We start from the raw sequence: 21,117 nt of genomic DNA, 5'->3' as shown, positions 1-21,117 counted from the left end.
GGGGGGGGGGGGGCGCGCGCGCCCCCCCCCGCCGGGGAGTGGGTCCGCCTGCGCCTGCGCCGGCTGCTCGTCCCGGCCGGGCCGCTGCTCGCGGTATGGGCCGGGCTGCTGGTCCTGCTGGCGGCGGCCGGCGTGCCGCCGGGGTCGCTGCGCTCTCTGGCCGTGCCGGCCCTCGGCCCGCTGTGGTTCCTCGGCGTGTACGGCCTGCTCACCGCGGTCACTCCGTTACTGGTCCGGGTGCGGCCCGCCCGTGTGGCCGTCGCGGCGGTGGTGCTGGTGCTGGTCACGGACGTGGTCCGCTTCGGCCTGGGCGGCCCCGTGTGGCCGGCCTGGACCAACGTGCTCGCCGGTTGGCTCGTCCCGTACGCCCTCGGCCTCGCCCGCGGGGCCGGTGACGCGCCGGGGCTCGGCGGAGGGTGGGGAGCGGCGGCGATGCTGGCGGGCGGGGCGGTGGGGACGGTGATCCTGGTCACCGGGTTCGGCTACCCGGCGAGCATGATCGGAGTCACCGGGGCGCGGGTGTCCAACCTGAGCCCGCCCACTCTGGCCGCGGTGTGCTTCGGGATCGCCCAGGTGGGCCTGGCCATGCTGCTGCACCGGCCGCTGACCTCCCTCATGCGGCGTCCGCGCGTGTGGGCGGCGGTCGTCCTGGCCAACCTGTCCGCGATGACGGTCTTCCTGTGGCACCAGACGGCGCTGACCGTGGTCCTGCTGGCCGCGCTGCCCTTCGGCACCGCCGTCCCCGGCCTTCTCGTGGCGCCTGACTCACCGGGCTGGCTGCTGGAGCGGATGTCCTGGCTGCCGCTGCCCGCCGTCCTGGTCGCTCTGCTCTGCGCACTGCTCCTGCGCCGGGACCGGCGTTCGCGACAGAAGCGCACCACCTAGGCCCCCGGGCAGGGTGGGGCAGGACGGATGTTCGGAGCACGCTGAAGAGCAGAGCATGATGGGCACCATGGAAAAGGGTGGAATCCGGATCAAATCCCCAAGTGGCCGGTGGGTTCTGTTCGCCACCGTGCTGGGTTCGGGGATGGCCTTCCTCGACGGCACGGTGGTCAACGTCGCGCTGCCCCGGCTCGGCAACGACCTCGGCGCGTCGATCTCCGGCCTCCAGTGGACGGTGAACGCCTACACCCTCACCCTGGCCGGGCTGATCCTGCTCGGCGGCTCCCTCGGCGACCGGTACGGCAGGCGCAAGATCTTCGTCATCGGCGTCATCTGGTTCGCGCTGGCCTCCGCGCTGTGCGGGCTGGCGCCCAACATCCAGACGCTGGTGCTGGCCCGCGGCCTCCAGGGCATCGGCGGGGCGCTCCTCACCCCGGGCTCACTGGCCATCATCCAGTCGTCCTTCGCCCGCGACGACCGCCCGCGCGCCGTCGGCGCCTGGTCGGGCCTGGGCGGCGTCGCCGGCGCCGTCGGCCCCCTGCTCGGCGGGTGGCTGGTGGAGACGGCGGGCTGGCGCTGGGTCTTCCTGATCAACCTGCCGCTCGCCGCTCTCACCGTGGCCACCGCCGTCCGGCACGTGCCCGAGACCAGGGACGAGGCGTCGGCGGGCCGCTTCGACATCCTGGGCGCCATGCTCGCCGCGCTGGCCCTGGCCGGGATCACCTACGGGCTGATCGAGCGCGGGACGGCGATCCCGCTGGTGTCGGCGCTGGCCGGCGTCGCGCTGGGCGCCGCCTTCGTCGTGCTGGAGATCCGCCGTTCGCGGGCCGGGGCGGCGGTGTCGGCGCTGGTGCCCGTCCGCGTGTTCGCCTCCCGCGAGTTCACCGCCGTCAACGTGGTCACGCTCATCATGTACGCGGCGATGGGCGTGGTGTTCTTCCTGCTGGTCGTCGAACTCCAGGTCGCCGCCGGGTTCTCGCCGCTGGCCTCCGGGACGGCGATGCTCCCGGTCATGCTGCTGATGCTCGTTCTGTCCCCCCGCGCGGGCGACCTGGCCAAGCGCATCGGGCCCAGGCTGCCGATGACGGTGGGCATCCTGCTCTGCACGGGCGGGCTGGTCCTGATGAGCCGCATCGGGCCGGGCGCCTCCTACCTGCTGGACGTGCTGCCGCCGGTCGTGCTGTTCGGCCTCGGCACGTCCGCGGCGGTCGCGCCGCTGACCGCGACCGTGCTGGCCACGGCCGAGGAGCGGTTCGCGGGCGTGGCCAGCGGCGTCAACAACGCGGTGGCGCGCACCGGCGGCCTGCTGGCCGTCGCGGCCATCCCCCCGCTGGTCGGGCTGACCGGCGCCGCCTACACCTCGGCGACCGCCTTCACCGCGGGGTTCCGCACCGCGATCTTGATCAGCGCCGCGATGATGGCCTGCGCCGCCGTGCTGACCTTCCTCACCATCCGGACCAACGTGCTGCGCGCCCCCGACCGCAAGGCCGCGTGCAACCTCGACGCCCCTCCGCTGCAGCCCTGCACCCCGATCGAGGAGACCCGCGACCGCCCCGGCACCTCGCCCCGTCCGCGCTCGCGCTAGCCGAAGACGGTGACGAGTTCGCTCGTCCTGGTCGACAGGTCCACGATCGAGATGCCGTCGGCGGTCGCGACATAGAGATACCGGCCGTCCGGGCTCGCCACGATCGCGGTGGCGTGCTCGCCGACCTTGATGGCGTCGGGCAGGACCCGGTGGTAGGCCAGATCGACGGTGACGACCGCGTTCGACCAGCCGTCGGTGAGGTACACCTCACCCCCGTTCGGGCTCACGGCGACGCCTGACCAGCCGGTGAACAGACCGCCCTTGCTCATGGTGGGCAGGCCAACGTCCAGCCGCCTCCCCACCGTCTTCCCGGTCGCGGTCTCGATCACCTCGAAGCCCTCGTCGGTGAGATTCCAGATGCCGCCCGTGCTGACGTACAGGTGCCCGCCGTCCCGGCTGATGGCCAGGCCCCCGGGACGGTCGCCGGTGGGGATGGGCGCACCCGCGCGGCCGGTCGCCGTGTCGATCACCGACACCTGGTCGGACCCGCTGTCGGCGACGTAGACGCGCCGCCCGTCGGGAGCGGCGACGATGCCGAGGGGCTCGTCGCCGACGGGGATGGGGTCGCCGACGGTCCCGCCGGTGGCGGTGTCGATCACCGAGACGCTGTCGGACGCCCTGTTGGTGACGTAGGCGCGGCGGCCGTCGGCGGCCATGGCGATGCCCGCCGGCCACTTCCCCACGCTGATCGGCCGGCCGGCGACCGCGCCGGTCGCGGTGTCGACAGTCCGGACGGTGTCGGTGTCCTGACGGGTGACGTAGGCGCGGCGGCCGTCGACGGTGAGCGCCACCTGGTAGAAGGCCTGGTAGCCGTTCCCGAGCGCGACCGGCCCGCCGATGACGCGCCCGGTGGCCGCGTCGATCGTCCACATCCGCGTCCCGCCGGTGAACGTGATGTCCCCGACGGCGTACAGGCGTGCGCCGTCCGGGCTGACGGCGACCGAGCTCATCAGGATGGGCACCTGGTCGTAACGCACGACGACGGCCGTCCCCGCCGCCGCGGTCAGCACGGCGAACAGCGGCACGATGAGCAGGAGGGCGCGTGCGTGCCGTCGCGGAGGCGGCACCGGCCCGGCCGCCGCGACCGGCCACGAGCGGGCCGCCGAGGCGAGGAGCGCCAGCGTGCAGGCGAAGGCGACGGCCGGAGCCGGCGCGATCGAGTCCCGGCCGAAGGCGAGCGCGAAGACACTCGCGAGGATGGCCGCGCCGCCCGCCGCCCACCCCGCGAGCAGGGACCGCGCGAGCCGGCGCGAGGTGGCGGCCACCGCGCCGGCCGGCACCAGGAGCGCGGCCGGCACCGCCGCGCAGAGCGGGGCGAGCCAGACCTCAAGGTCGCCCTCCACCCGCCGCGCCGCCGCCACGGCCGCGAGCTGGCCGAGCAGCGCCAGCGTCCCGAGCACCGCCAGCACGAGCGCCGACCGCCGGACCCGGTCGCCGGGCGCGCCGAGCCGCAGGCGCGCCTCGGGGTGCCGCCACAGCGCGAGTCCCGCGCACACCGCCGCCAGCGCCAGGGCCGCGTGGCCCACGATCTCGACCCACGGGCGGCCGCCGAAGTCGTTGGCCCAGCGGAAGTCGCCGGCGAAGAACGCCAGGCCGAAGGGAGCGGCGGCGCCGCCGCCGACCAGCACGCCCGGCCCGGTGAGCGACCGGGTGCGCGGCAGGAGCGCCAGCACGGCTCCGGCCGTCGCCACCAGGGCGATGCCGGCGGTGTACCACGCGAGGACGGCTCCCGGGCCCGGCCCGGCGGAGAAGAACGAGCCGTTACCGAGCAGGGAGGACGCGGCCTTCGCCGCGCGTCCGCCGTGCCAGGCCACCTCCCCCGCCGCGAGCGCCGCCCCCGCCACGGCCGCCAGGACCCCCGCCACCACGCCGATGTGCCGCCACACCCCCCGCACGGCGTCCACCGGCCACCGGCGCAGCGCCCACCGTGATCCGGCGCGCCCGCCGCGCTTCGCCGGGCCGCCCGACGGCTGGGCGGCGCCCGCCGCGGGACCGGCCACCGGCGGGGCGCCGCGCGGTGCGGCGGCGAGGGCCACGGGACCGGGCGGCTGTGCGGCGAGCGCCGCCAGCCGCTCCCGCGCCGCGCCGGAGACGAGCCTGCTGTCGTCGTCCGTCAGCCGTTCCACATCGGCCCGGACGGCGGCCCGGACGACGTCGTTGCCGATGCGATGGAGGTGGGCGAGCCCGTCGAGCGCGGCGAGCCGGTCGGCTGCGATGGGGCTGCGAAGGGCGGCGCCCAGCTGGGGCGGCAGGGTCCAGTGGACGTTGCGGGCGATGACGATGCGGCCCTCGACGTCGTCCTGCTTCTTGGGCCGCTGCTGGGGCATCTCCTCGACCACGCGCTCGTGGACGTAGGCGTACAGCTCGTCGACGGTGATGTCCCCGTCCCCGTCCAGATCGGCGTAGCCCTCTCGCAGGCCCTCCACCAGGTGACGGGTGAACACCGACTGCGCGGCCTCGCCCCGCAGCCGGTCGCCCTCGAAGGAGTACTGGGTGGCGTCGGAGGCGGTCAGGACGGCGCGTCCCCGGCCGCTGAAGCGCTCCAGCGAGTGCACCTCCGGGTCGCCTTTCGCCAGGCGTCCCGGAGGGAAGGCACCGCTGTAGCAGCAGTCGAGGATGAGGATCTTCTGCCGCGAGGCACACCCCTCCATCGCCTGGTCGACCTGCTCGGCCGACAGGGCGGTGAAGACCAGGCTGTCGCGGCGGGTGTTCTCCATGGCCAGGAACAACCGCCCGGCGTCGTCCTTGAGCCCGTGGCCGGTGAAGTACAGCAACGTCAGGTCGTCCCGCCGCCGGTCCCGGTAGAGGCCGGCGATGGCCTCGCCCACCCGGTGGTGCGGCTCGTTGACCAGCGTCGTCACCTCGAAGCCGGCGATCCGCGGATCGCGCAGCACGGCGGCCAGCGCCTCCGCGTCCTGCGCCGGCGTGGTGAGACGCCGCAGCCCCGGGTCCTGGTACGCGTAGCAGGCGATCACGAGCGCCAGCCGCCGGCTCATGGGTCTAACGGTCCGGGTGGCGGCGCAGGAATGCCTCGACGAGGTCGCGCTGCTGGTCGGCCGTCGCGCGCTCCAGCTCGATGGTGTCGCCCTCGACGGTGAGCACGACGCGGTGGCGGCCCGTCTGGCGGCCGAGCCAGTCGCGCACGGTGTCCACGACGGAGGCGAAGACGCCGCCGGACGCGCTCAGCGCCACCACGATGGCCCCGATGGCGACCGGGTCGGCGCCCTTCGCGCCGGGCGGGGGCGCCGCGCCGGGAGCCCAGCCGGCCGACTCGACGTCCAGCTCGGCGATCTCGGCGCGCAGCCGCCGGGCGAGCCGTTCCGCCTGTTCGGGGTCGGCGTCGGGGTCGGGCAGCACGAACACGGCCAGGCTCAGGTCGCCATCCCGCCCGCTGCCGCCGCCCATGTGCGCTCCGCCCGCCGAGCCCGCAGTCCCGGCACGATCATCCTCTCGGACGTCCGGCGCTGACAAGGGGTGGGCGCCTCCTCGCTTGAGGTGACCGGGGAGCGGCGTCCCTTGACGGGCGGGGACGGCCGCGCCTCGGCCATCGAGGCCCGGCCGCGCGCCGGCCCTGAGGTCCGGACGGGGCTCAGCCCTTGAGGCCGGAGCGGGAGATGCCCTCGATGACCCAGCGCTGGGCGACCAGGTAGAGCAGGATCACCGGGAGGCTGGCGATCACCGCGCCGGCCATCAGCAGGTCGTAGCGGATGGTGTTGGCGCTCTGGAAGTTGCCGAGCCCGGCGGGCAGGGTCAGCGAGTCGGGGCTGAGCAGCACGTAGATGGGCCACAGGAAGTCGTTCCAGTTGGTCAGGAACGACAGCAGGAACAGCGTGACCAGCGCCGGCTTGGCCAGTGGCAGCGCGATCGAGGTGAAGATCCGCCAGCGGTCGGCCCCGTCCAGCTCGGCCGCCTCCTCCAGCTCCGCCGGGAGCGTGATGAAGAACTGCCGCAGGAAGAACACCCCGAAGCCGCCCGCCGCCGCGGGCACGATCACCGCGGGCAGGCTGTCCACCCACGACAGCTCGTTGACGATGAGGAAGTTCGGGATGAGCAGCACCACCGGCGGCACGAACAGCGTCGCGACGATCACCGCGAAGATCGTCGACCGCCCGCGGAAGCGCAGCCGGGCGAGGGCGTAGGCGGCGGGGGTCGCGGTGAGCAGCACCAGGGCGGCGTGGCCGACGGCCGCGATCAGGCTGTTGGCGAACCAGGTCAAGATCGGGCTGTCGGGGCTGTTCAGGATCTCCCGGTAGGCGTCCAGGGTCGCCGGACTCGGTATCCACTGGGGCTCGGTGGACCCCGCGGCCCCGCGGGTCTTGAACGAGGTGAGCACCATGTACACCAGCGGGCTGATGTAGAGCGCGGCGACGACGGCCAGCACCAGGTGGAGCAGGGCCCGGCGCACCCGGCGCGGAGCAGGCGCGGTCACGAGGTCCTCCTGTCGCGGAAGGCGCCGAAGACCAGGGCGCTGGCGCACATGAGGAACCCGGCGAGGATGAAGCTCATCGCCGAGGCGCTGCCCATGTCGAAGCGCCGCAGGCCGGTCTCGGCGATGAGGTAGATCGCCGTCTTGGTCTGGTCGGCGGGCGCGCCCGCCGTGATCAGGTACGACTGGCCGAACATGTTGGCCGAGGCGAGGATCGTGGCGTTGACCACGAAGACCATGACCGGCCGCAGCCCCGGCAGCGTCACCGACCGGAAGCGGGCCGCCGGCCCCGCGCCGTCCACCATCGCGGCCTCGTACAGCTCACGCGGGATGTCCTGCAGCCCGGCCAGGAAGATGACGGCGTTCAGGCCGAGCGTCCACCACACGGTGACCCCGACGAGGGCGATCCAGGCGGGCGGCACGTCGGTGGTCCACTGCACGTCCAGGCCCAGGTAGTGGTTGATCAGGCCGATGTTGCCGTCCAGCAGGTACCGCCAGACGAATCCGACCACGGCCACCCCGAGGACGTAGGGGGCGAAGTAGACGGCGCGGTAGAGGTTGCGCCCGCGGAAGCGCCCGTTCATCAGCAGCGCCGCGAACAGCGGCAGCAGGATGAGCAGGGGCACCGAGAACAGGGTGAAGACGCCGGTGGCCCGCATCGCCGTCCAGAAGCGCGAGCCGTCGACGCTTGCGGGGTCGAACAGCTCGGCGTAGTTGGCCAGGCCGACGAACGGCTTGGCCGGCAGGCTGATGTCCCACTCGTGGAGGCTGGTGTAGAGGCCGAAGCCGATCGGCAGCACCATGAAGACCACGAACAGCAGCAGGTAGGGGGCCAGGAAGGCGTAAGGGGTCCACCAGCGCATGCGGCGCGCGGCCCCGGCGGGGGCGGCGGCCGCCCCCGCGAGGTCGCGCGAGCGGGTGAGCACGCTCACCGGCCGTACTTCCGCTTGTTGTCGGCCAGCAGCTGGTCGGCGGTCTTCACGCCCTCCTTCAGCGCGTCCGCCGGCGAGGACTGCTTCAGCACCGCCTTGGCCACGGCCAGCTCAAGGGCCTTGGACTGCACGTCGCCGACGCCGGGCAGCGCGGGCAGGAAGCGGAAGACGTCGGGGTTCTCGGCCAGCTTGATCTGCGGCAGGTCGGCGATCGAGGGGTCCTGCCGGACGGAGTTGCGGGCGGGGATCATGCCGGCCTTGGCCCACTCGGTGGACTGGCGGCTGATGTGGTCGATGAAGAACTTGGCCGCCTGCACCTTGTTGGCGTCCTTCGCCGCCTGCGCGGTCATGACGAAGTTGTGCGAGGAGCTCCACACCGCGGGGGTGGCGCCGATGGCGGGCACCGAGGACAGGCCCCACTTCAGGCTCGGGGCGTTGGTCTTCAGGTCGTTGATCTGCCAGATGCCGTCCCAGGTGAAGCTGGTCTTGTCGTTCTTGAAGGCGGCGTACTGGCTGTCGATGGCGACCTTGGCCGGGCTGCGGCCCTTGTCGATCTGCTCGATCATCCAGGCCAGCGCCTGCTCGCCCTCGGCGCCGCCCCACAGGGCCTTGGCGCCGTCCTGGCTGTACAGCTCGCCGCCGTTCTGCCACAGAAGCGACATGAACATCAGGTGGGCCGGCCACTTGTTCGGCATCCAGAACGGCTGCGCCACGCCTGCCTTGGCCAGCTCGGCCAGTGCGTCCTCGTAGGAGGCCTTGTCCTTGGGCGCGTCCTTCAGGCCGATCTTGTCCAGGTGCCCGGCGTTCCAGTAGTCGCCCAGGCAGTGGACGTCCAGCGGGACGGCGTAGCGCTTGCCGTCGTAGACGCCGGCGTTCCAGATGGCGGGGATGAAGTCGGCGTCGCTGATCTTGAGGGCGGACACGACGTCGTCGAGCGGGGTGAGCACCGAGCGGGCGGCGAAGGTGCCGATCCAGTCGATGTGGATGACCGCCACGTCCGGGCCCTTGTTCGCGGCGATGGCGGTGGGCAGCGCGGGGTAGAGGTCCTCCCAGCGCCGGGTCACGTTGCGGACCTCGATGCGGCCGGCGTACTGCTTGTTGAACTCCTCCAGCATGGCCCGGAAGTGCGGGCCGTCGCCGCCGGTGAAGCCGTTCCAGAACTCCAGGGTGACCTTCGGGCCGTTGTACTCGCCGCCGGAGAAGGTGGGCGCGGCCGAGGCGGGCGCGCCGCCGCCGGCGCCGATCTTGGTGCCGCCGCCGCAGGCGGCCAGCGTCGCGGTCAGCCCGACGGCGCCGGACAGTCCGAGGAAGGAACGGCGGGACAGAGGAGAGGTCATCGTGCACTCCTGGCGGTGAGGGGAGCAAAGCGGACAATAGTCCAAGAAACGGGCGGAAGCGTAAGCGTGGCGCGCCGGCCGTCCAGGGCGGCACCCGTGCCTTGACGTGGGACGACGCGCTCGGGGGCGGCCGCGGTGTTGCGCGCGGAGGGGTCGTCGTCGGCCAGTTCGAGGTGCTCGGCCACGCGCATGTCCCCCGGCAGCGCGATCTCGAGCGGCAGCGCGCCGTGGCGGTCGCGGTTGACCGCGAACAGCGTGATCTCGCCGGTCTCCGGGTCGTGGGTGGCGGTCGCCCAGATGGCGGGCACCTCGCCGTACTTGGCGGTCTCGATGAGCGGGGAGTCCGGCTCGACCCGAAGCACCTCGCCCCGGGCGTACCGGGCGGTGAGCGCGAACGGGTGGAAGATCGTCTGCCGCCACGCCGCGCCGCCCGGCTCGGTCATGATCGGTGCGATGACGTTGGCGAGCTGGGCCTGGCAGGCGACGCCCACCCGGTCGGCGTTGCGCAGCAGCGTGATGAGCAGGCTGCCGACGACGACCGCGTCGGTGACGTCGTAGACGTCCTCGATGAGCCGGGGGTGGGCGGCCCACTCCAGGGACGACTCTCCCTTGAAGCGGCTCTGGTACCAGACGTTCCACTCGTCGAACGACAGCTTGATCTTCTTGCGGCTGCGCAGCTTGGCGCCCACGTGGTCGGCGGTCGCGGCGATCGATCTGATCATGTGGTCCATGTCGGCCGCGCTGGCCAGGAAGGAGTCGGCGTCGCCGTCACTCGGGTCGTAGTAGGCGTGCAGCGAGATGTAGTCGACCATGTCGTAGGTCGCCTCCAGCACCTCGGCCTCCCACGAGCCGAAGGTCGCCATCCCGCTGTTGGAGCTGCCGCAGGCGACCAGGGACAGGTTGGGGTCGAAGCGCTTGAGCGCCCTCGCGGTCTCGGCGGCGAGCCGGCCGTACTCGCCGGCGGTCTTGTGGCCCATCTGCCACGGCCCGTCCAGCTCGTTGCCCAGGCACCACAGGCGCACGTCGTGCGGCTTGTCGACGCCGTGCGAGCGGCGCAGCTCCGACAGGCGGGTGCCGCCGGGGTAGTTGGCGTACTCGACCAGCTCCAGCGCCTCGGCCACGCCGCGGGTGCCGAGGTTGAGCGCCATCATCGGCTCGACGCCCGCCTTAGCCGCCCAGGCCATGAACTCGTTGAGCCCGAAGCTGTTGTCCTCCAGGCTGCGCCAGGCGAGGTCCAGGCGGGCCGGCCGGTCCTCCACGGGGCCGACGCCGTCCTCCCACCGGTAGTTGGAGACGAAGTTGCCCCCGGGGTAGCGCACCAGGGTCACGCCGAGCTCGCGGGTCAACTCCAGCACGTCGGTGCGCACGCCGTCGGCGTCGGCCAGCGGATGGCCCGGCTCGAAGACGCCGGAGTAGACCGTGCGGCCCATGTGCTCGACGAACGAGCCGAACAGCCGCGGCTCCACCGGGGCGATCCGGAAGGAGGGGTCAAGGGAGATATGAGCAGCCGCAGCCAAGGCACGACCTCTCTGTCATCGCGCGTTCAGTGGTACGTGGATTTGTACAACGTTGTTTCAACGTTGTAAACAGGCACAAACACCCCGATACCGTGCTGTTACGTGCGATAGGACCGGTACCGTCGTAGGCGGAGATCGAAGCGGGGACGGGGAAGGATGGCCACGTGGGAGGCACCGTGGGAGTGAGCCTGCGCGACGTCGCGCGCCTGGCCGGGGTGTCGGTGAAGACCGTCTCCAACGTGGTCAACGGGTACGCGCACGTCTCCGCCGCCACGCGGGAGAAGGTCGACCGGGCGCTGTCGGAGCTGGACTACCGCCCGAACCTCTCCGCCCGCAACCTGCGCCAGGGCCGCACCGGGGTGATCGCGCTCGGCCTCCCCGAGATCGACAAGCCGTACTTCGCCGAGCTGTCCCGGTTCGTCATCGCCGCCGCCGCCGAGCACCGGTGGATCGTGGTCATCGAGCAGACCGACGGCGACCTCGGGCGCGAGCGCCAGGTGCTGGACGGCGTGCGCGACCACCGCATCGACGGGCTCATCCTGAGCCCGGTCGCCATCGGCAAGGAGGAACTCGCCGCCCGCAGCGACGACACCGCGCTGGTGCTGCTCGGCGAGCGCATCCACGACGGCCCCGCCGACCACGTGGCGATCGACAACGTGCGCGCGGCGCGCGAGGTCACCGAGCACCTGATCGGCCTCGGCCGCACCCGCGTCGCCGCGCTCGGCGCCCAGGAGAACGCCCCGAGCGGCACCTCCTCGGTCCGCCTGGAGGGCTACCGGGAGGCGATGGCGGCGCACGGCCTGCCCGAGACGGTCGTCGAGGTCGAGCGGTTCGGCCGGGCGGAAGGCGCCGCCGCGATGGAGACGCTGCTGGACTCCCCCGACCGGCCGGACGCGGTGTTCTGCTTCAACGACCTGCTGGCCCTCGGCGCGATGCGGGCCATCCTGTCGGCCGGCCTGCGCGTCCCGCAGGACATCGCGGTCGCCGGGGTGGACGACATCGAGGACGGCCGGTTCAGCACCCCGACCCTCACCACGGTCGCCCCCGACAAGGACGAGCTGGCCCGCGTGGCCGTCGACCTGCTCAAACGCCGCCTCGACGGCCCCCTCGACCACCCCGTCCAGGAGGTCCGCGCCTCCTACCACCTCATGATCAGAGAAAGCACCTCCCCCGCGAGGCCCTGACCCCCCGGGCCGGAAGTCCGCCCCTTGAGTTGATCAGCCGATAAGCGAAGCCGGAAGTTCGCCCCTTGAGTTGATCATCTGATGAGCGAAGCTTCGTCCGTCCGACGGCCCCCCTCCTGACGGCGCCGCGTCGGCGGGACGGTGTACGGCGAACGCCGGCGCCGTTTGCGGCGGAGACCCGGCGAATCCGGTCATCGCTAGCGGGGACGCCGGGGGCCTGTGAGCTCGGCCGGGTCCAGGCGCACCTCGAACGGGTCGGTCAGCACCAGGGTCTGCCCGGCGCGGGCGGTGGCGAGGGGTTCGTACTCTCCGCCACGCTCGGCGAACGCCTCGACCAGCGGCATGGGCCCCTCCGCGTGGAGCTCGACGCGCAGGAAGACCGGCACCCCGGCCTCGGCGTAGGAGGGCGGCTTGACGACGTAGTCGCGCTTCCTGTTGCCGGGGCTGACGATCTCGACGACCATCAGCACATCGTCACAGTCGAGCACCACGGCCCCGGCGACGATCGGCTCCGCCCGGGCGACCACCACGTCGGGGATGAACCCCTCTTTGCCGACCTGCACGTTCGGACTCTCGACCACCTCCACGTCATGCGGCGCGGCGTCGAGGAGGACGCGCACCAGCCGCTGGGCGCACAGCGCGTGGTCGGCCGCGGGGGCAGGACTCACCACGAAACTCCCGTCGATGAGCTCGATGCGCTCCTCGGTCTGCGGAAGCGCGAGCCAGTCGTCGACGGTGTACGGGCCGGGGTGGTCGGGAAGCATCACCAGATGAGCCCGCTCTGCCGATGGCCCCGGCCATCCCTCGGCCAAGGGGAGCGCGCTCATCGGATCTCCTTCCACACCGTCCAGTGTGCACCGCCCACAGGGCACGGGCCAACCGGCACACCAGGTTCCGGCATGACCCTCGGTAATCGTAGCGTCACGACCAGGTCATCGTGGACCGACTTCGGAACCGGTCCCCCAGATGCCTCGACGGCCCCTCGACCATCCCGTCCAGAAGGTCCGCGCCTCCTACCGTCTGATGGTCGGGGAGAGCATGATCCCCGCCTCATGGCCTCGGCGCCGCGCGGAGCCCGCGAGCGCTCCGGGGCTATCCGGCCTGTGCCTTGATGGCGGTTCGGACGGCGTCGAGGAGGGTGGCGGCTCTCAGGTCCGGCACGCCTTCCTGGATGTGGTTCATGACGTAGCCGAAGGCCAGGCCGGTCGCCGGGTCGGCGAAGCCCAGCGACCCGCCGTAGCCGGGGAACCCGAAGGCGGTCGGGCTGTACCAGAAGGCGTCGGGCGTCGGCAGGCCGAAACCGGTGCCGAGGCGGACGGGCACGCGCAGGACGCGGTCGAGGCCATCGGCCTGTTCCTTGGTCGCCGCGGCCAGGGTCTCGGGCGAGAGGATGCGGTGCCCGTCGACCTCGCCGATGAGCGCGGCGTAGAAGCGGGCCAGCGCGCGGGCGGTGCAGATGCCGTTGGTCGAGGGCATCTCGGCGGCCTGCTCGGCGGGCTCGTCGTGGTTCGGCATCGGCGTGATGACGGTCATCGCCCGCATGGTCAGCGACGTGGGGTCGGTGTAGGCCCTCATCACCTCGCGCGCGGACTCCGGCAGGGAGTCCAGATCGACGGCGGCCAGCGCGTCCAGGTCGTAGGAGGGGGCGATGATCCGGCTCACCCGGCGCCGCTCGGACTCCGGCAGCCCGATCCACAGGTCCAGGCCGAGCGGCGCGGCGATCTCCTCGGCGAGGAACGTGCCGATGCTGCGGCCGGTCACCCGGCGGACGACCTCGCCGACCAGCCAGCCGTAGGTGTGCCCGTGGTAGCCGTGGTCGGTTCCCGGCTCCCAGAACGGGCGCTGGGCGGCCAGGGCGGTCACCATCGGCTCCCAGGCGATCGCCTCGGCCGGGGTGATCGGGCGGTCGAGCGCAGGTAGCCCGGCCTGGTGGGTGAGCAGCCATCGGACGGGGATGCGCTCTTTGCCGTTCGCCGCGAACTCCGGCCAGTACTCGGCGACGGGCGCGTCCAGGTCCAGTTCGCCACGCTGGGCCAGTAGGTGCGCGCAGGCGGCGGTGATCCCCTTGGTGGTGGAGAACACCACCTGGAGGGTGTCGCGCTCCCAGCGGCGGCCGGTCTCGGGGTCGGCGACGCCGCCCCACAGGTCGACGACCTTGCGGCCGTGCAGGTAGACGCCGACCGCCGCGCCCACCTCCTGCCCGCCGGCCAGGTTGGCCGCGAACGCCTCGCGCACTCCTTCGAATCCCGGTGCGGTCTGTCCGCTCATTTCGGGCATGCGTCATCGCCTTCCGTCTCGCTGGGGGTGGCCGGGGAGTGGTTACCTGCGCCACTTCTCGATGAGCCAGGCGCAGATCTCCGGCTCGGTCATCTCGGGGAACTCTTCGGTGAAGGTGACGAGCGCGCGCGTCGCCTCGTCGCGGTCCAGGCCGTGCGCCGCCGCCGCCCTGAAGTACTCCTGGCGCGCGGCGGACGGGCGGCCTCCGCCCGCACCGCGGCCGGGCAGGCCGTCGCGCCACCGCACGATCTCCGCGAGCCGGTCAGGACGCCAGCCGGGAGCCCCGTCGACCTCGACGTCGGGCTCGGGGAAAGGATGGGTGGAATCGCCGGGATAGCGGGAGCGCCACTTGTGCACCGCGTGCCGGCTCACTCCCAGCGCCTCGCCGATGCCCACGACGCCGAGGAATCGCTCGGTCATGGCGCACCAACTCGTCCGTCCGGCCTCCTTCGGGGTCTCATTACTACCATGCCGCGGCGGGATCTTCGCCCGGGCGGTGACCGGCAGAACATCGTCTCTGGCAGAGACGAAGCTAGTGGAGACGGACCAACCTCGTCAACGAGGAAGACAAGGTTTCACCGTCGGCCGAGTCGCCGCGTGGCCGGGCGAGCGAGCTTCATCACGCTTTGGCATGCGCATTGATCGAGGTCACTCGCTGGGCTAGCGTCTGGTGGTCATGGGGAGACCTCTGGTCGCGACGGTCGTCACGGCACTTGTGGCCGCGGTCGTCCCGTTGCCCGCCGCGCCGGCCTCCGCCGCCGTCGTCCTGTCCGCCGCGCGGGCCTCCGCCGCTTATCCCGTCAAGAACGCGCCGGCGCTGACGGCCAACAAGCTGTACAAGAGCGGCGCCCTGCCCGTCTTCGGGTGCCGGAAGGGCGCGCTCAGCACGGCCGACGCCAAGGCCGCCGCGAAGACGCTCCAGGCGTTGTGGGGGTGCATGAACACGGCGTGGGAGGGCTACTTCCGCAAGGCGGGGCTGCCCTTCACCCCCGCCAAGCTGGTCGTGCTCACCAAGGGCGCCCGCTTCTGCGGCGACGCCTGGGGCAAGGACCAGGCCGGGTCGTACTGCGACGAGACCTCGACCGGCGCGGTGCTCGCGGACAAGGACTACCTGCGCACCCGCGAGATCTTCCACTTCCAGCTCGTCGCCGGCGTGTACGCCTACCACCTGCAGCGGCTCACCGGCATCGGCAAGGCGTTCGAGGCGATCCCGTACTCCTCCAAGACCGAGCTGAACGAACAGTTCCGCCGGTACTCACTGCAGTCGAAATGCCTGGCCGGGATCTTCCTCGGCGCCACCTGGAAGACCGCGGCGCGCGAGGCCGAGAGCTGGCGGGCCCTGCTGGAGCTGATGAAGGACAACGGCGACGAGGGCAAGAAGCCGGGACGGCAGGGCAGGGGCGCGAGCATCGCCCGCTGGCTCGACAGGGGGCACGCCTCCCGCGACCCGCGTTCCTGCAACACCTGGACGGCCGCCTCCAAGCTCGTCGCCTGACCGGCCCCTTCCTCCCCGGCTCCGCCCCCGCTCCCGTCTCGCTTCCGTGCGGGCGGCTTCCCGTCACGCACCGGCGGCTTTGCGTCACGCACGGGCGGCTTTGCGTCACGCGCCGGACGCCCGCCGTCACGAACTTGGCAAACGCCGCACGCTGCGAAAAGGTCGTTTCAATGACGACAGTGGAGGTCTGGTGACGTACGACGTCGCGGCGGTGCGAGAGCGGTTCCCGGCACTGAAGGAAGGGGCGGCGCACTTCGACGGGCCTGGCGGCACGCAGGTGCCCGACGCCGTGGCCGACGCGGTGGCCGGCGCGCTGACGGCCGCCGTGGCCAACCGGGGGTCGGTGACCGCCGCCGAGGTCCGCGCCGACCAGATCGTCCTGGACGCGCGGAGCGCGATGGCCGACCTGCTCGCGGGCGTGCCGGCGGGCATCGTGTTCGGCCGCAGCATGACCCAGCTCACCTACGACCTGGCCCGCGCGCTGGCCAAGGACTGGAACCCCGGCGACGAGGTCGTGGTCAGCCGGCTCGACCACGACGCCGACATCCGGCCCTGGGTGCACGCCGCCGAGGCGCGCGGGGTCACGGTGCGGTGGGCCGAGTTCGACCGCGAGAGCGGCGAGCTGGACGTGGAGGCGGTCGCCGGGCTGCTCGGCCCGCGCACCAGGCTCGTCGCCGTCACCGGCGCGTCCAACCTGCTGGGCACCCGGCCGGACGTCCCCGCGATCGCCGAGCGCACGCACGCCGCCGGGGCGCTGCTCTTCGTGGACGGGGTGCACCTGACCCCGCACAGCGTGGTCGACATCGGGGCGCTAGGCGCCGACTTCTACGCCTGCTCGCCGTACAAGTTCCTCGGCCCGCACCTCGGCGTCCTGGCCGCCGACCCGGGGCTGCTGGAGGGCGTCCACTCCGACAAGCTCCTGCCGCAGACGGGCGCCGTTCCCGAGCGCTTCGAACTCGGCACGCTGCCCTACGAGCTGCTCGCCGGCACGACGGCCGCCGTCGACTTCCTGGCCGGCCTCGTCCCCGGCGAGGGCACCCGTCGCGAGCGGCTGGTGCGCTCGCTGACCGCGCTGGAGGACCACGAGCAGGTCATGCTGGAGCGGCTGGAAAAGGGGCTGGCCCGCATCCCCGGCATGCGCATGTACGGCGCCCCCGGACGCAGGCGCACCCCCACGACGCTGTTCTCGGTGGACGGCGTGGACTCCGCCGAGATCTACTCCTTCCTCGCGGCGCGTGGCGTGAACGCGCCGGCCGGCAGCTTCTACGCCCTCGAGTGCAGCCGATGGCTGGGACTCGGCGATGCCGGAGCGGTCCGCGCCGGCATCGCCCCCTACACCGACGAATCCGACGTCGACCGCCTCCTCAGCGGCCTCGACGCCCTGACCGCCTGACCTCGCCCGCCTCTCCCCCTCCCGCGCCCATCCGCGCGGGCGGACCGGTCGGCGGCCCCCGGCTCGAACCGGCCGGACCGCGACCTGCCGCGTCCGATCAGGCGCGGCGGCGGCTCGGATGTCAGAGGTCGAACTCGCCCTTGGTGGCCCCGTCAAGAAAGCAGGCCCATTCGTGCGGGGTGAACACCAGCACCGGCCCGCCCGGATCCTTGGAATCCCGCACCACCACCACTCCCGGCATATTCGTCGCCACCTCAACGCACCCCGAGCCCACCTGGTCTCCGCTCGCCGTGGCCTTGTGCCAGTCGGCCTTGCTCATATCTGCTTCTTCCATCGGTCCCGCGCGTCCTTGATCAAGATGAGCGATGCCTGCTGCGAGTGTGCGTCCGCCCGTATGGCGTCGTACCTGCCGCGGACCTGGGTCACGATGCTCTCGTCCGTCGTGACGAGCCCCTCCGCCGCGGATTCCGCGTACACCGTATCGGGCTGCCCGCCCGGCAAGAGCTCCGCTATAGCGAACTGTGACATCAGTCCTGGCGTGCAACCGGCGGTCAAAGGCACGACCTGAATGGCCGCATTGGGACGCTCCGCGGTTTCCAGCAGATAGTCCAGTTGCTCGCACATGGTCTTCGGGTCACCCACCGGCCGATGAAGTATCCCCTCATCCAGTAACGCCCATAGGGTGAATGGAGGGTTCTGCCGGTCTAGGACCAGTTTGCGCCGTATCCGGCTGACCAGCCGCCGATCCACCTCGGCTGCCGTGATCATGGGAGCACGCCGGAATATGTACCGAGCGTAGGACTCGACCTGGAGCAAACCGGGGGCCAGCAGTGGATCCCAGGTGCGCAGCACCCCGGCCCGGGGTTCGATCTCCTCCACCCAGGCCAGGTGGTAGCGCGGTCCTCCGTCAGGGGAAAGCATCAGCCTGTATAGCGCGACAAAGTGCGATTTAGCAGATAGACCGAAGATCTGATCGAGCCTTTCTGCGTAATCACGGGACGGCCTTCGCTTGGCCAGTTCGATCTGCGACACGAGATCCTGTGAACAGCCAAGACGTTCTCCTATGCGCGCCTGCGACAGGCCCGCCTCCATTCTGTACGCCCGCAGGTCAGCGCCGAAGCGCTCCAGCGGAGAGCATGACCCGGCGCCGGGTTCACCGTTCATGACCGCTCCAATCATGGGGTTAAGTGCAGCTAGAACGGCGATGGACGTCAATTTACGACGCTTTACGACAGGCGTGTCGTCGTCGGCCGTACACCGCCGTTCATCGCCGTTCCCTGCCGTGTGAATTTACTTCGGAACGGCGGTCCGTGCGGGCATTCTTTGCGCACGGTAAGGCGATTCTGCCGGTCGGTCACCGAGCGAAACATGACAAGTCACCGGAATAGACGGCAGAGAAAGGGGACGGCATGACCGTGGGAATTCTCTTGGATGAGACGGAGCTGGAGGGCACGCCGCGGAGCGTGGGCGTCGCGCGGCGGTTCGTCCGGGACACTCTGGGGGCCGGGCACCCCGTCTTGGACGACGTGACGCTGCTCGTCTCAGAACTGGTCACCAACGCGCTGGCCCACTCGGGCTCTGGACTGGACGGCGGGATCATCCGGGTAGGCATCGGAGAACTACCCGGCAGGAGACTTCACGTCGTCGTGGTCGACGACGGCTCGCCGTACGCGATCCCTCGCCCCAGGACCGCGAAGCCGGTGGACGAGAACGGGCGCGGACTGGCGATACTGCAGTCGCTCGCCAAACGCTGGGGCACCTACCGGGACGGCACCCGCCGCGTCGTCTGGTTCCAAGTCGACTTCCGCGAGCAGGGCGCGCACGGTTAGTGCGCTGTCCGGCAACGTTGACCGGCTCGGGTCCGTAGCCGGCGCCGACATCGCCGTACCACAACCCGCCGACCCGGCGCCGATCATCTCCAGCACATGGCCGGAGCGGAAAGCCGCGCCCGGTGAACGCTCGTGGTCACTACAACCAGAGCCTTCCTCGGCGAACGAGGACTCCACGCCGATGACGGTGGACACAGACCGTGCCGTCCAATGCGCAGGCCGGACAGGTCACAAACGGTCCGGATCGGGTCGCGGGCGAAGCACACCGTGCTGCACAGGCCGTGCCAGCCAATGTGCAGGCCGGACAGGTCACAAACGGTCCGGATCGGGTCGCGGGCGAAGCACACCGTGCTGCACAGGCCGTGCCAGCCAAGGTGCAGGCCGGACAGGTCACAAGCCATCCGGATCAGGGACGCAGGGGAAGCGCACCGTGATGGACAGGCCGCCTTCGGGGGGTGCACTGGTGGTGAGGGTGGCGTGGTGGGCGTGGGCGACGGCGTTGACGATGGCGAGGCCGAGCCCGTGGCCGTCGTGACGGCCGTGACGTTCGGGCGCCAGTCTCTGGAAAGGCTGGAAGAGGCGGGCGATCTGATCGTCCGGGATGGCCGGCCCGGTGTTGGTGACCGTCAGGGCGACCTGCGTGCCGGTGGTCTGGGTGGCGATCTGGACGTTCCCGCCTGCGCGATTGTGGCGGATGGCGTTGTCGACGAGGTTGGCGACGAGGCTCTCGATGAGTCCAGGGTCTCCGGCCGTCAACGCGGGCGACAGGCGTTCGCCGAGATCGACGGCCTTCTCCTTGGCCAGGTCGCGGCGAGAGGCGAGCACTCCTTGGACGAGGTGGGCAAGGTCGACGGCGTCCCAGCGGGTGACGCCGCCCTCGCCGGTGGCCAGAGCCAGCAGTGCCTGGACGAGCCGTTCCTGGTGTTCGCCGAGAGCCAGTGCCTCCTGGCAGACCGAGCGCAGGGTGGCGGCGTCGGCGTCGGGGTCGCCGAGGGCGACTTCGAGAAGGGTGCGCAGGCCGGCCAGGGGGGTGCGCAGCTCGTGGGAGGCGTTGGCGACGAAGTGGCGCTGAGCGTCGAAGGATGCCTGAAGGCGGGCGAACAGGTCGTCCAGGGTGTGACCGAGTTCGGTCAGCTCGTCCGCGGGCCCGCCGAGGGCGAGTCGCCGGTGGAGGTCTCCGGCGGAGATGCTCCTGGCGGTGGCGGTGATGGCGCGCAGCGGGCGCAGGAACCGTCCGGCGACGAACCACCCGAGAGCCAGGGCGATGGGGATCAGGACGACCAGGGCGACGGCGGAGCCCGTGAGGAGCTGGGGCAGGCCGACCCCGGGCCCGGTCTCGGCGATCGCGCTCGACGGGCGCCCTGCGGGGATGGCCGCGTCGATGCGGGCCAGCGGGACGGCGGCCAGGACCAGCACCAGGACCCCGGCGGCGTAGATGCCCGCCGCGTAGGCGAGCGCGAGCCGTGTCTGCAGGGACCTTCTGGGGAGTGCGTGAGCGGTCATGACGGTCCGATGCGGTAGCCGCCCTCGCGGATGGTCTCGATCACGGGCGGGTCGCCCAGCTTGGCCCGCAACCGGTGCATGGTGTGCTTGACCGCGCTGCTGAAGGGGTCGGCGGCCTCGTCCCAGACGCGTTCGAGCAGGTCTTCCGCGGAGATGACCACGCCGGGCACGGCGAGCAGGCATTCGAGCAGGGCGAACTCCCGGGGGCTCAGGTCAAGGCTCCGGCCGGCCCGGGACGCGGTACGGCGGGCCGGATCGAGGGTGATGTCCCCGCATGCGAGGATCGGCGGCAGCGGCGGGGTGGCGCGGCGGGCCAGGGCGCGGACGCGGGCCACCAGTTCGGCGAAGCCGAAAGGCTTGGGCAGGTAGTCGTCGGCGCCGAGGCCGAGCCCGGCGACGCGGTCCTCGATCGTGCCCGAGGCGGTGAGCATCAGGACGCGGGTCGTGCAGCGGCCCTGGGCGAGGCGCCGGCAGATCTCGTCCCCATGGACGCCGGGCAGGTCGCGGTCGAGCACCACCACGTCGTAGCGGGTGGCGGCCAGGCGGTCGAGGGCGGCGGTCCCGTCCAGGACCACGTCGACGGCCATGCCCTCGCGGCGCAGCCCGGTCCCGATGGAGCGGGCGAGGATCTCGAAGTCCTCCACGACCAGGACCCTCACCGCCGTTCACCGCCGGTCATCGTGCGGACGGGGCGGCCGGGTCGAGGTGCCATGGCTCAACGATGCCAGGTCCCCGGTCTCAGCCAGGTCGCAGCCCG

19 protein-coding genes are annotated in these 21,117 nt (G+C 71.9%); 6 read left to right on the top strand and 13 right to left on the bottom strand.

Annotation, left to right across the window (positions count from 1 at the left end):
- Both ABZU32_RS19755 and ABZU32_RS19750 read left to right on the top strand, forming a co-directional pair.
- Positions 1 to 885: acyltransferase family protein (locus ABZU32_RS19755; RefSeq protein WP_354924035.1), on the top strand; the 885-nt coding region annotated here is incomplete at its 5' end.
- 67 nt (positions 886 to 952) lie between these two features.
- On the top strand, positions 953 to 2,467 hold the full coding sequence (locus tag ABZU32_RS19750; protein WP_354924033.1) for an MFS transporter: 1,515 nt from the start codon (positions 953 to 955) through the stop codon (positions 2,465 to 2,467).
- On the opposite strand, the gene ABZU32_RS19745 is transcribed toward ABZU32_RS19750, so the two are convergent.
- The 6 genes from ABZU32_RS19745 to ABZU32_RS19720 form a co-directional block, all read right to left on the bottom strand.
- A complete protein-coding gene (locus ABZU32_RS19745) occupies positions 2,464 to 5,463 on the bottom strand; it encodes a caspase family protein (protein ID WP_354924031.1) in 3,000 nt (999 codons plus the stop codon). The genes ABZU32_RS19750 and ABZU32_RS19745 overlap by 4 nt on opposite strands.
- A gap of 4 nt (positions 5,464 to 5,467) precedes the next feature.
- Positions 5,468 to 5,872 (bottom strand): hypothetical protein, encoded by a 405-nt coding sequence (locus ABZU32_RS19740; RefSeq protein ID WP_354924029.1) that lies wholly within the window; start codon positions 5,870 to 5,872, stop codon positions 5,468 to 5,470.
- 184 nt (positions 5,873 to 6,056) lie between these two features.
- Positions 6,057 to 6,896 (bottom strand): carbohydrate ABC transporter permease, encoded by an 840-nt coding sequence (locus tag ABZU32_RS19735; protein WP_354924027.1) that lies wholly within the window; start codon positions 6,894 to 6,896, stop codon positions 6,057 to 6,059.
- Positions 6,893 to 7,825, bottom strand: a complete 933-nt coding sequence (locus ABZU32_RS19730; protein WP_354924025.1) for a sugar ABC transporter permease — start codon at positions 7,823 to 7,825, stop codon at positions 6,893 to 6,895. The genes ABZU32_RS19735 and ABZU32_RS19730 overlap by 4 nt, the downstream gene beginning before the upstream one ends.
- On the bottom strand, positions 7,822 to 9,162 hold the full coding sequence (locus ABZU32_RS19725) for an extracellular solute-binding protein (RefSeq protein WP_354924023.1): 1,341 nt from the start codon (positions 9,160 to 9,162) through the stop codon (positions 7,822 to 7,824). The genes ABZU32_RS19730 and ABZU32_RS19725 overlap by 4 nt, the downstream gene beginning before the upstream one ends.
- On the bottom strand, positions 9,159 to 10,592 hold the full coding sequence (locus tag ABZU32_RS19720) for an alpha-N-arabinofuranosidase (RefSeq protein WP_354924041.1): 1,434 nt from the start codon (positions 10,590 to 10,592) through the stop codon (positions 9,159 to 9,161). The genes ABZU32_RS19725 and ABZU32_RS19720 overlap by 4 nt, the downstream gene beginning before the upstream one ends.
- 251 nt (positions 10,593 to 10,843) lie before the next feature.
- On the opposite strand from ABZU32_RS19720, the gene ABZU32_RS19715 reads away from it, so the two are divergent.
- Entirely contained in the window at positions 10,844 to 11,863 is a 1,020-nt protein-coding gene (locus tag ABZU32_RS19715; RefSeq protein ID WP_354836222.1) for a LacI family DNA-binding transcriptional regulator, read from the top strand.
- A gap of 197 nt (positions 11,864 to 12,060) precedes the next feature.
- Here ABZU32_RS19715 and ABZU32_RS19710 read toward each other — a convergent pair whose 3' ends face one another.
- From ABZU32_RS19710 to ABZU32_RS19700, 3 genes are all read right to left on the bottom strand, one after another.
- Positions 12,061 to 12,690 carry a Uma2 family endonuclease gene (locus ABZU32_RS19710; RefSeq protein WP_354924021.1) on the bottom strand — a complete coding sequence of 210 codons (630 nt, stop codon included), beginning with the start codon at positions 12,688 to 12,690 and terminating at the stop codon, positions 12,061 to 12,063.
- 265 nt (positions 12,691 to 12,955) lie between these two features.
- On the bottom strand, positions 12,956 to 14,140 hold the full coding sequence (locus ABZU32_RS19705; RefSeq protein ID WP_354924019.1) for a serine hydrolase domain-containing protein: 1,185 nt from the start codon (positions 14,138 to 14,140) through the stop codon (positions 12,956 to 12,958).
- A 42-nt stretch (positions 14,141 to 14,182) separates the two neighbouring features.
- Positions 14,183 to 14,560: a hypothetical protein gene (locus ABZU32_RS19700; RefSeq protein ID WP_354836226.1), complete on the bottom strand. Its 378-nt coding sequence runs from the start codon at positions 14,558 to 14,560 to the stop codon at positions 14,183 to 14,185.
- Positions 14,561 to 14,816: 256 nt separating this feature from the next.
- On the opposite strand from ABZU32_RS19700, the gene ABZU32_RS19695 reads away from it, so the two are divergent.
- Together ABZU32_RS19695 and ABZU32_RS19690 are read left to right on the top strand one after the other, a co-directional pair.
- Positions 14,817 to 15,635, top strand: a complete 819-nt coding sequence (locus ABZU32_RS19695; protein WP_354924017.1) for a hypothetical protein — start codon at positions 14,817 to 14,819, stop codon at positions 15,633 to 15,635.
- A 190-nt stretch (positions 15,636 to 15,825) separates the two neighbouring features.
- Positions 15,826 to 17,028: a cysteine desulfurase-like protein gene (locus tag ABZU32_RS19690; protein WP_354924015.1), complete on the top strand. Its 1,203-nt coding sequence runs from the start codon at positions 15,826 to 15,828 to the stop codon at positions 17,026 to 17,028.
- A 121-nt stretch (positions 17,029 to 17,149) separates the two neighbouring features.
- Here ABZU32_RS19690 and ABZU32_RS19685 read toward each other — a convergent pair whose 3' ends face one another.
- Both ABZU32_RS19685 and ABZU32_RS19680 read right to left on the bottom strand, forming a co-directional pair.
- Positions 17,150 to 17,347 carry a DUF397 domain-containing protein gene (locus ABZU32_RS19685; protein WP_354924013.1) on the bottom strand — a complete coding sequence of 66 codons (198 nt, stop codon included), beginning with the start codon at positions 17,345 to 17,347 and terminating at the stop codon, positions 17,150 to 17,152.
- Positions 17,344 to 18,192 (bottom strand): helix-turn-helix transcriptional regulator, encoded by an 849-nt coding sequence (locus ABZU32_RS19680; RefSeq protein ID WP_354924011.1) that lies wholly within the window; start codon positions 18,190 to 18,192, stop codon positions 17,344 to 17,346. Before ABZU32_RS19680 ends, ABZU32_RS19685 begins: the two co-directional genes overlap by 4 nt.
- A 245-nt stretch (positions 18,193 to 18,437) precedes the next feature.
- Here ABZU32_RS19680 and ABZU32_RS19675 point away from each other — a divergent pair, with 245 nt between their 5' ends.
- Entirely contained in the window at positions 18,438 to 18,857 is a 420-nt protein-coding gene (locus tag ABZU32_RS19675; RefSeq protein WP_354924009.1) for an ATP-binding protein, read from the top strand.
- 390 nt (positions 18,858 to 19,247) lie between these two features.
- On the opposite strand, the gene ABZU32_RS19670 is transcribed toward ABZU32_RS19675, so the two are convergent.
- Together ABZU32_RS19670 and ABZU32_RS19665 are read right to left on the bottom strand one after the other, a co-directional pair.
- Positions 19,248 to 20,360 carry a HAMP domain-containing sensor histidine kinase gene (locus ABZU32_RS19670; RefSeq protein ID WP_354924007.1) on the bottom strand — a complete coding sequence of 371 codons (1,113 nt, stop codon included), beginning with the start codon at positions 20,358 to 20,360 and terminating at the stop codon, positions 19,248 to 19,250.
- Positions 20,357 to 21,019 carry a response regulator transcription factor gene (locus ABZU32_RS19665; protein ID WP_354924005.1) on the bottom strand — a complete coding sequence of 221 codons (663 nt, stop codon included), beginning with the start codon at positions 21,017 to 21,019 and terminating at the stop codon, positions 20,357 to 20,359. Before ABZU32_RS19665 ends, ABZU32_RS19670 begins: the two co-directional genes overlap by 4 nt.
- Positions 21,020 to 21,117 lie beyond the last annotated feature (98 nt).

The sequence above is a fragment of the Sphaerisporangium sp. NPDC005288 genome (genome assembly GCF_040607475.1).
Classification (GTDB): Bacteria; Actinomycetota; Actinomycetes; order Streptosporangiales; family Streptosporangiaceae; genus Sphaerisporangium; species Sphaerisporangium rhizosphaerae.
Note: the sequence above shows the minus strand (reverse complement) of the source record. Positions and strands in the feature narration are given on the sequence as shown.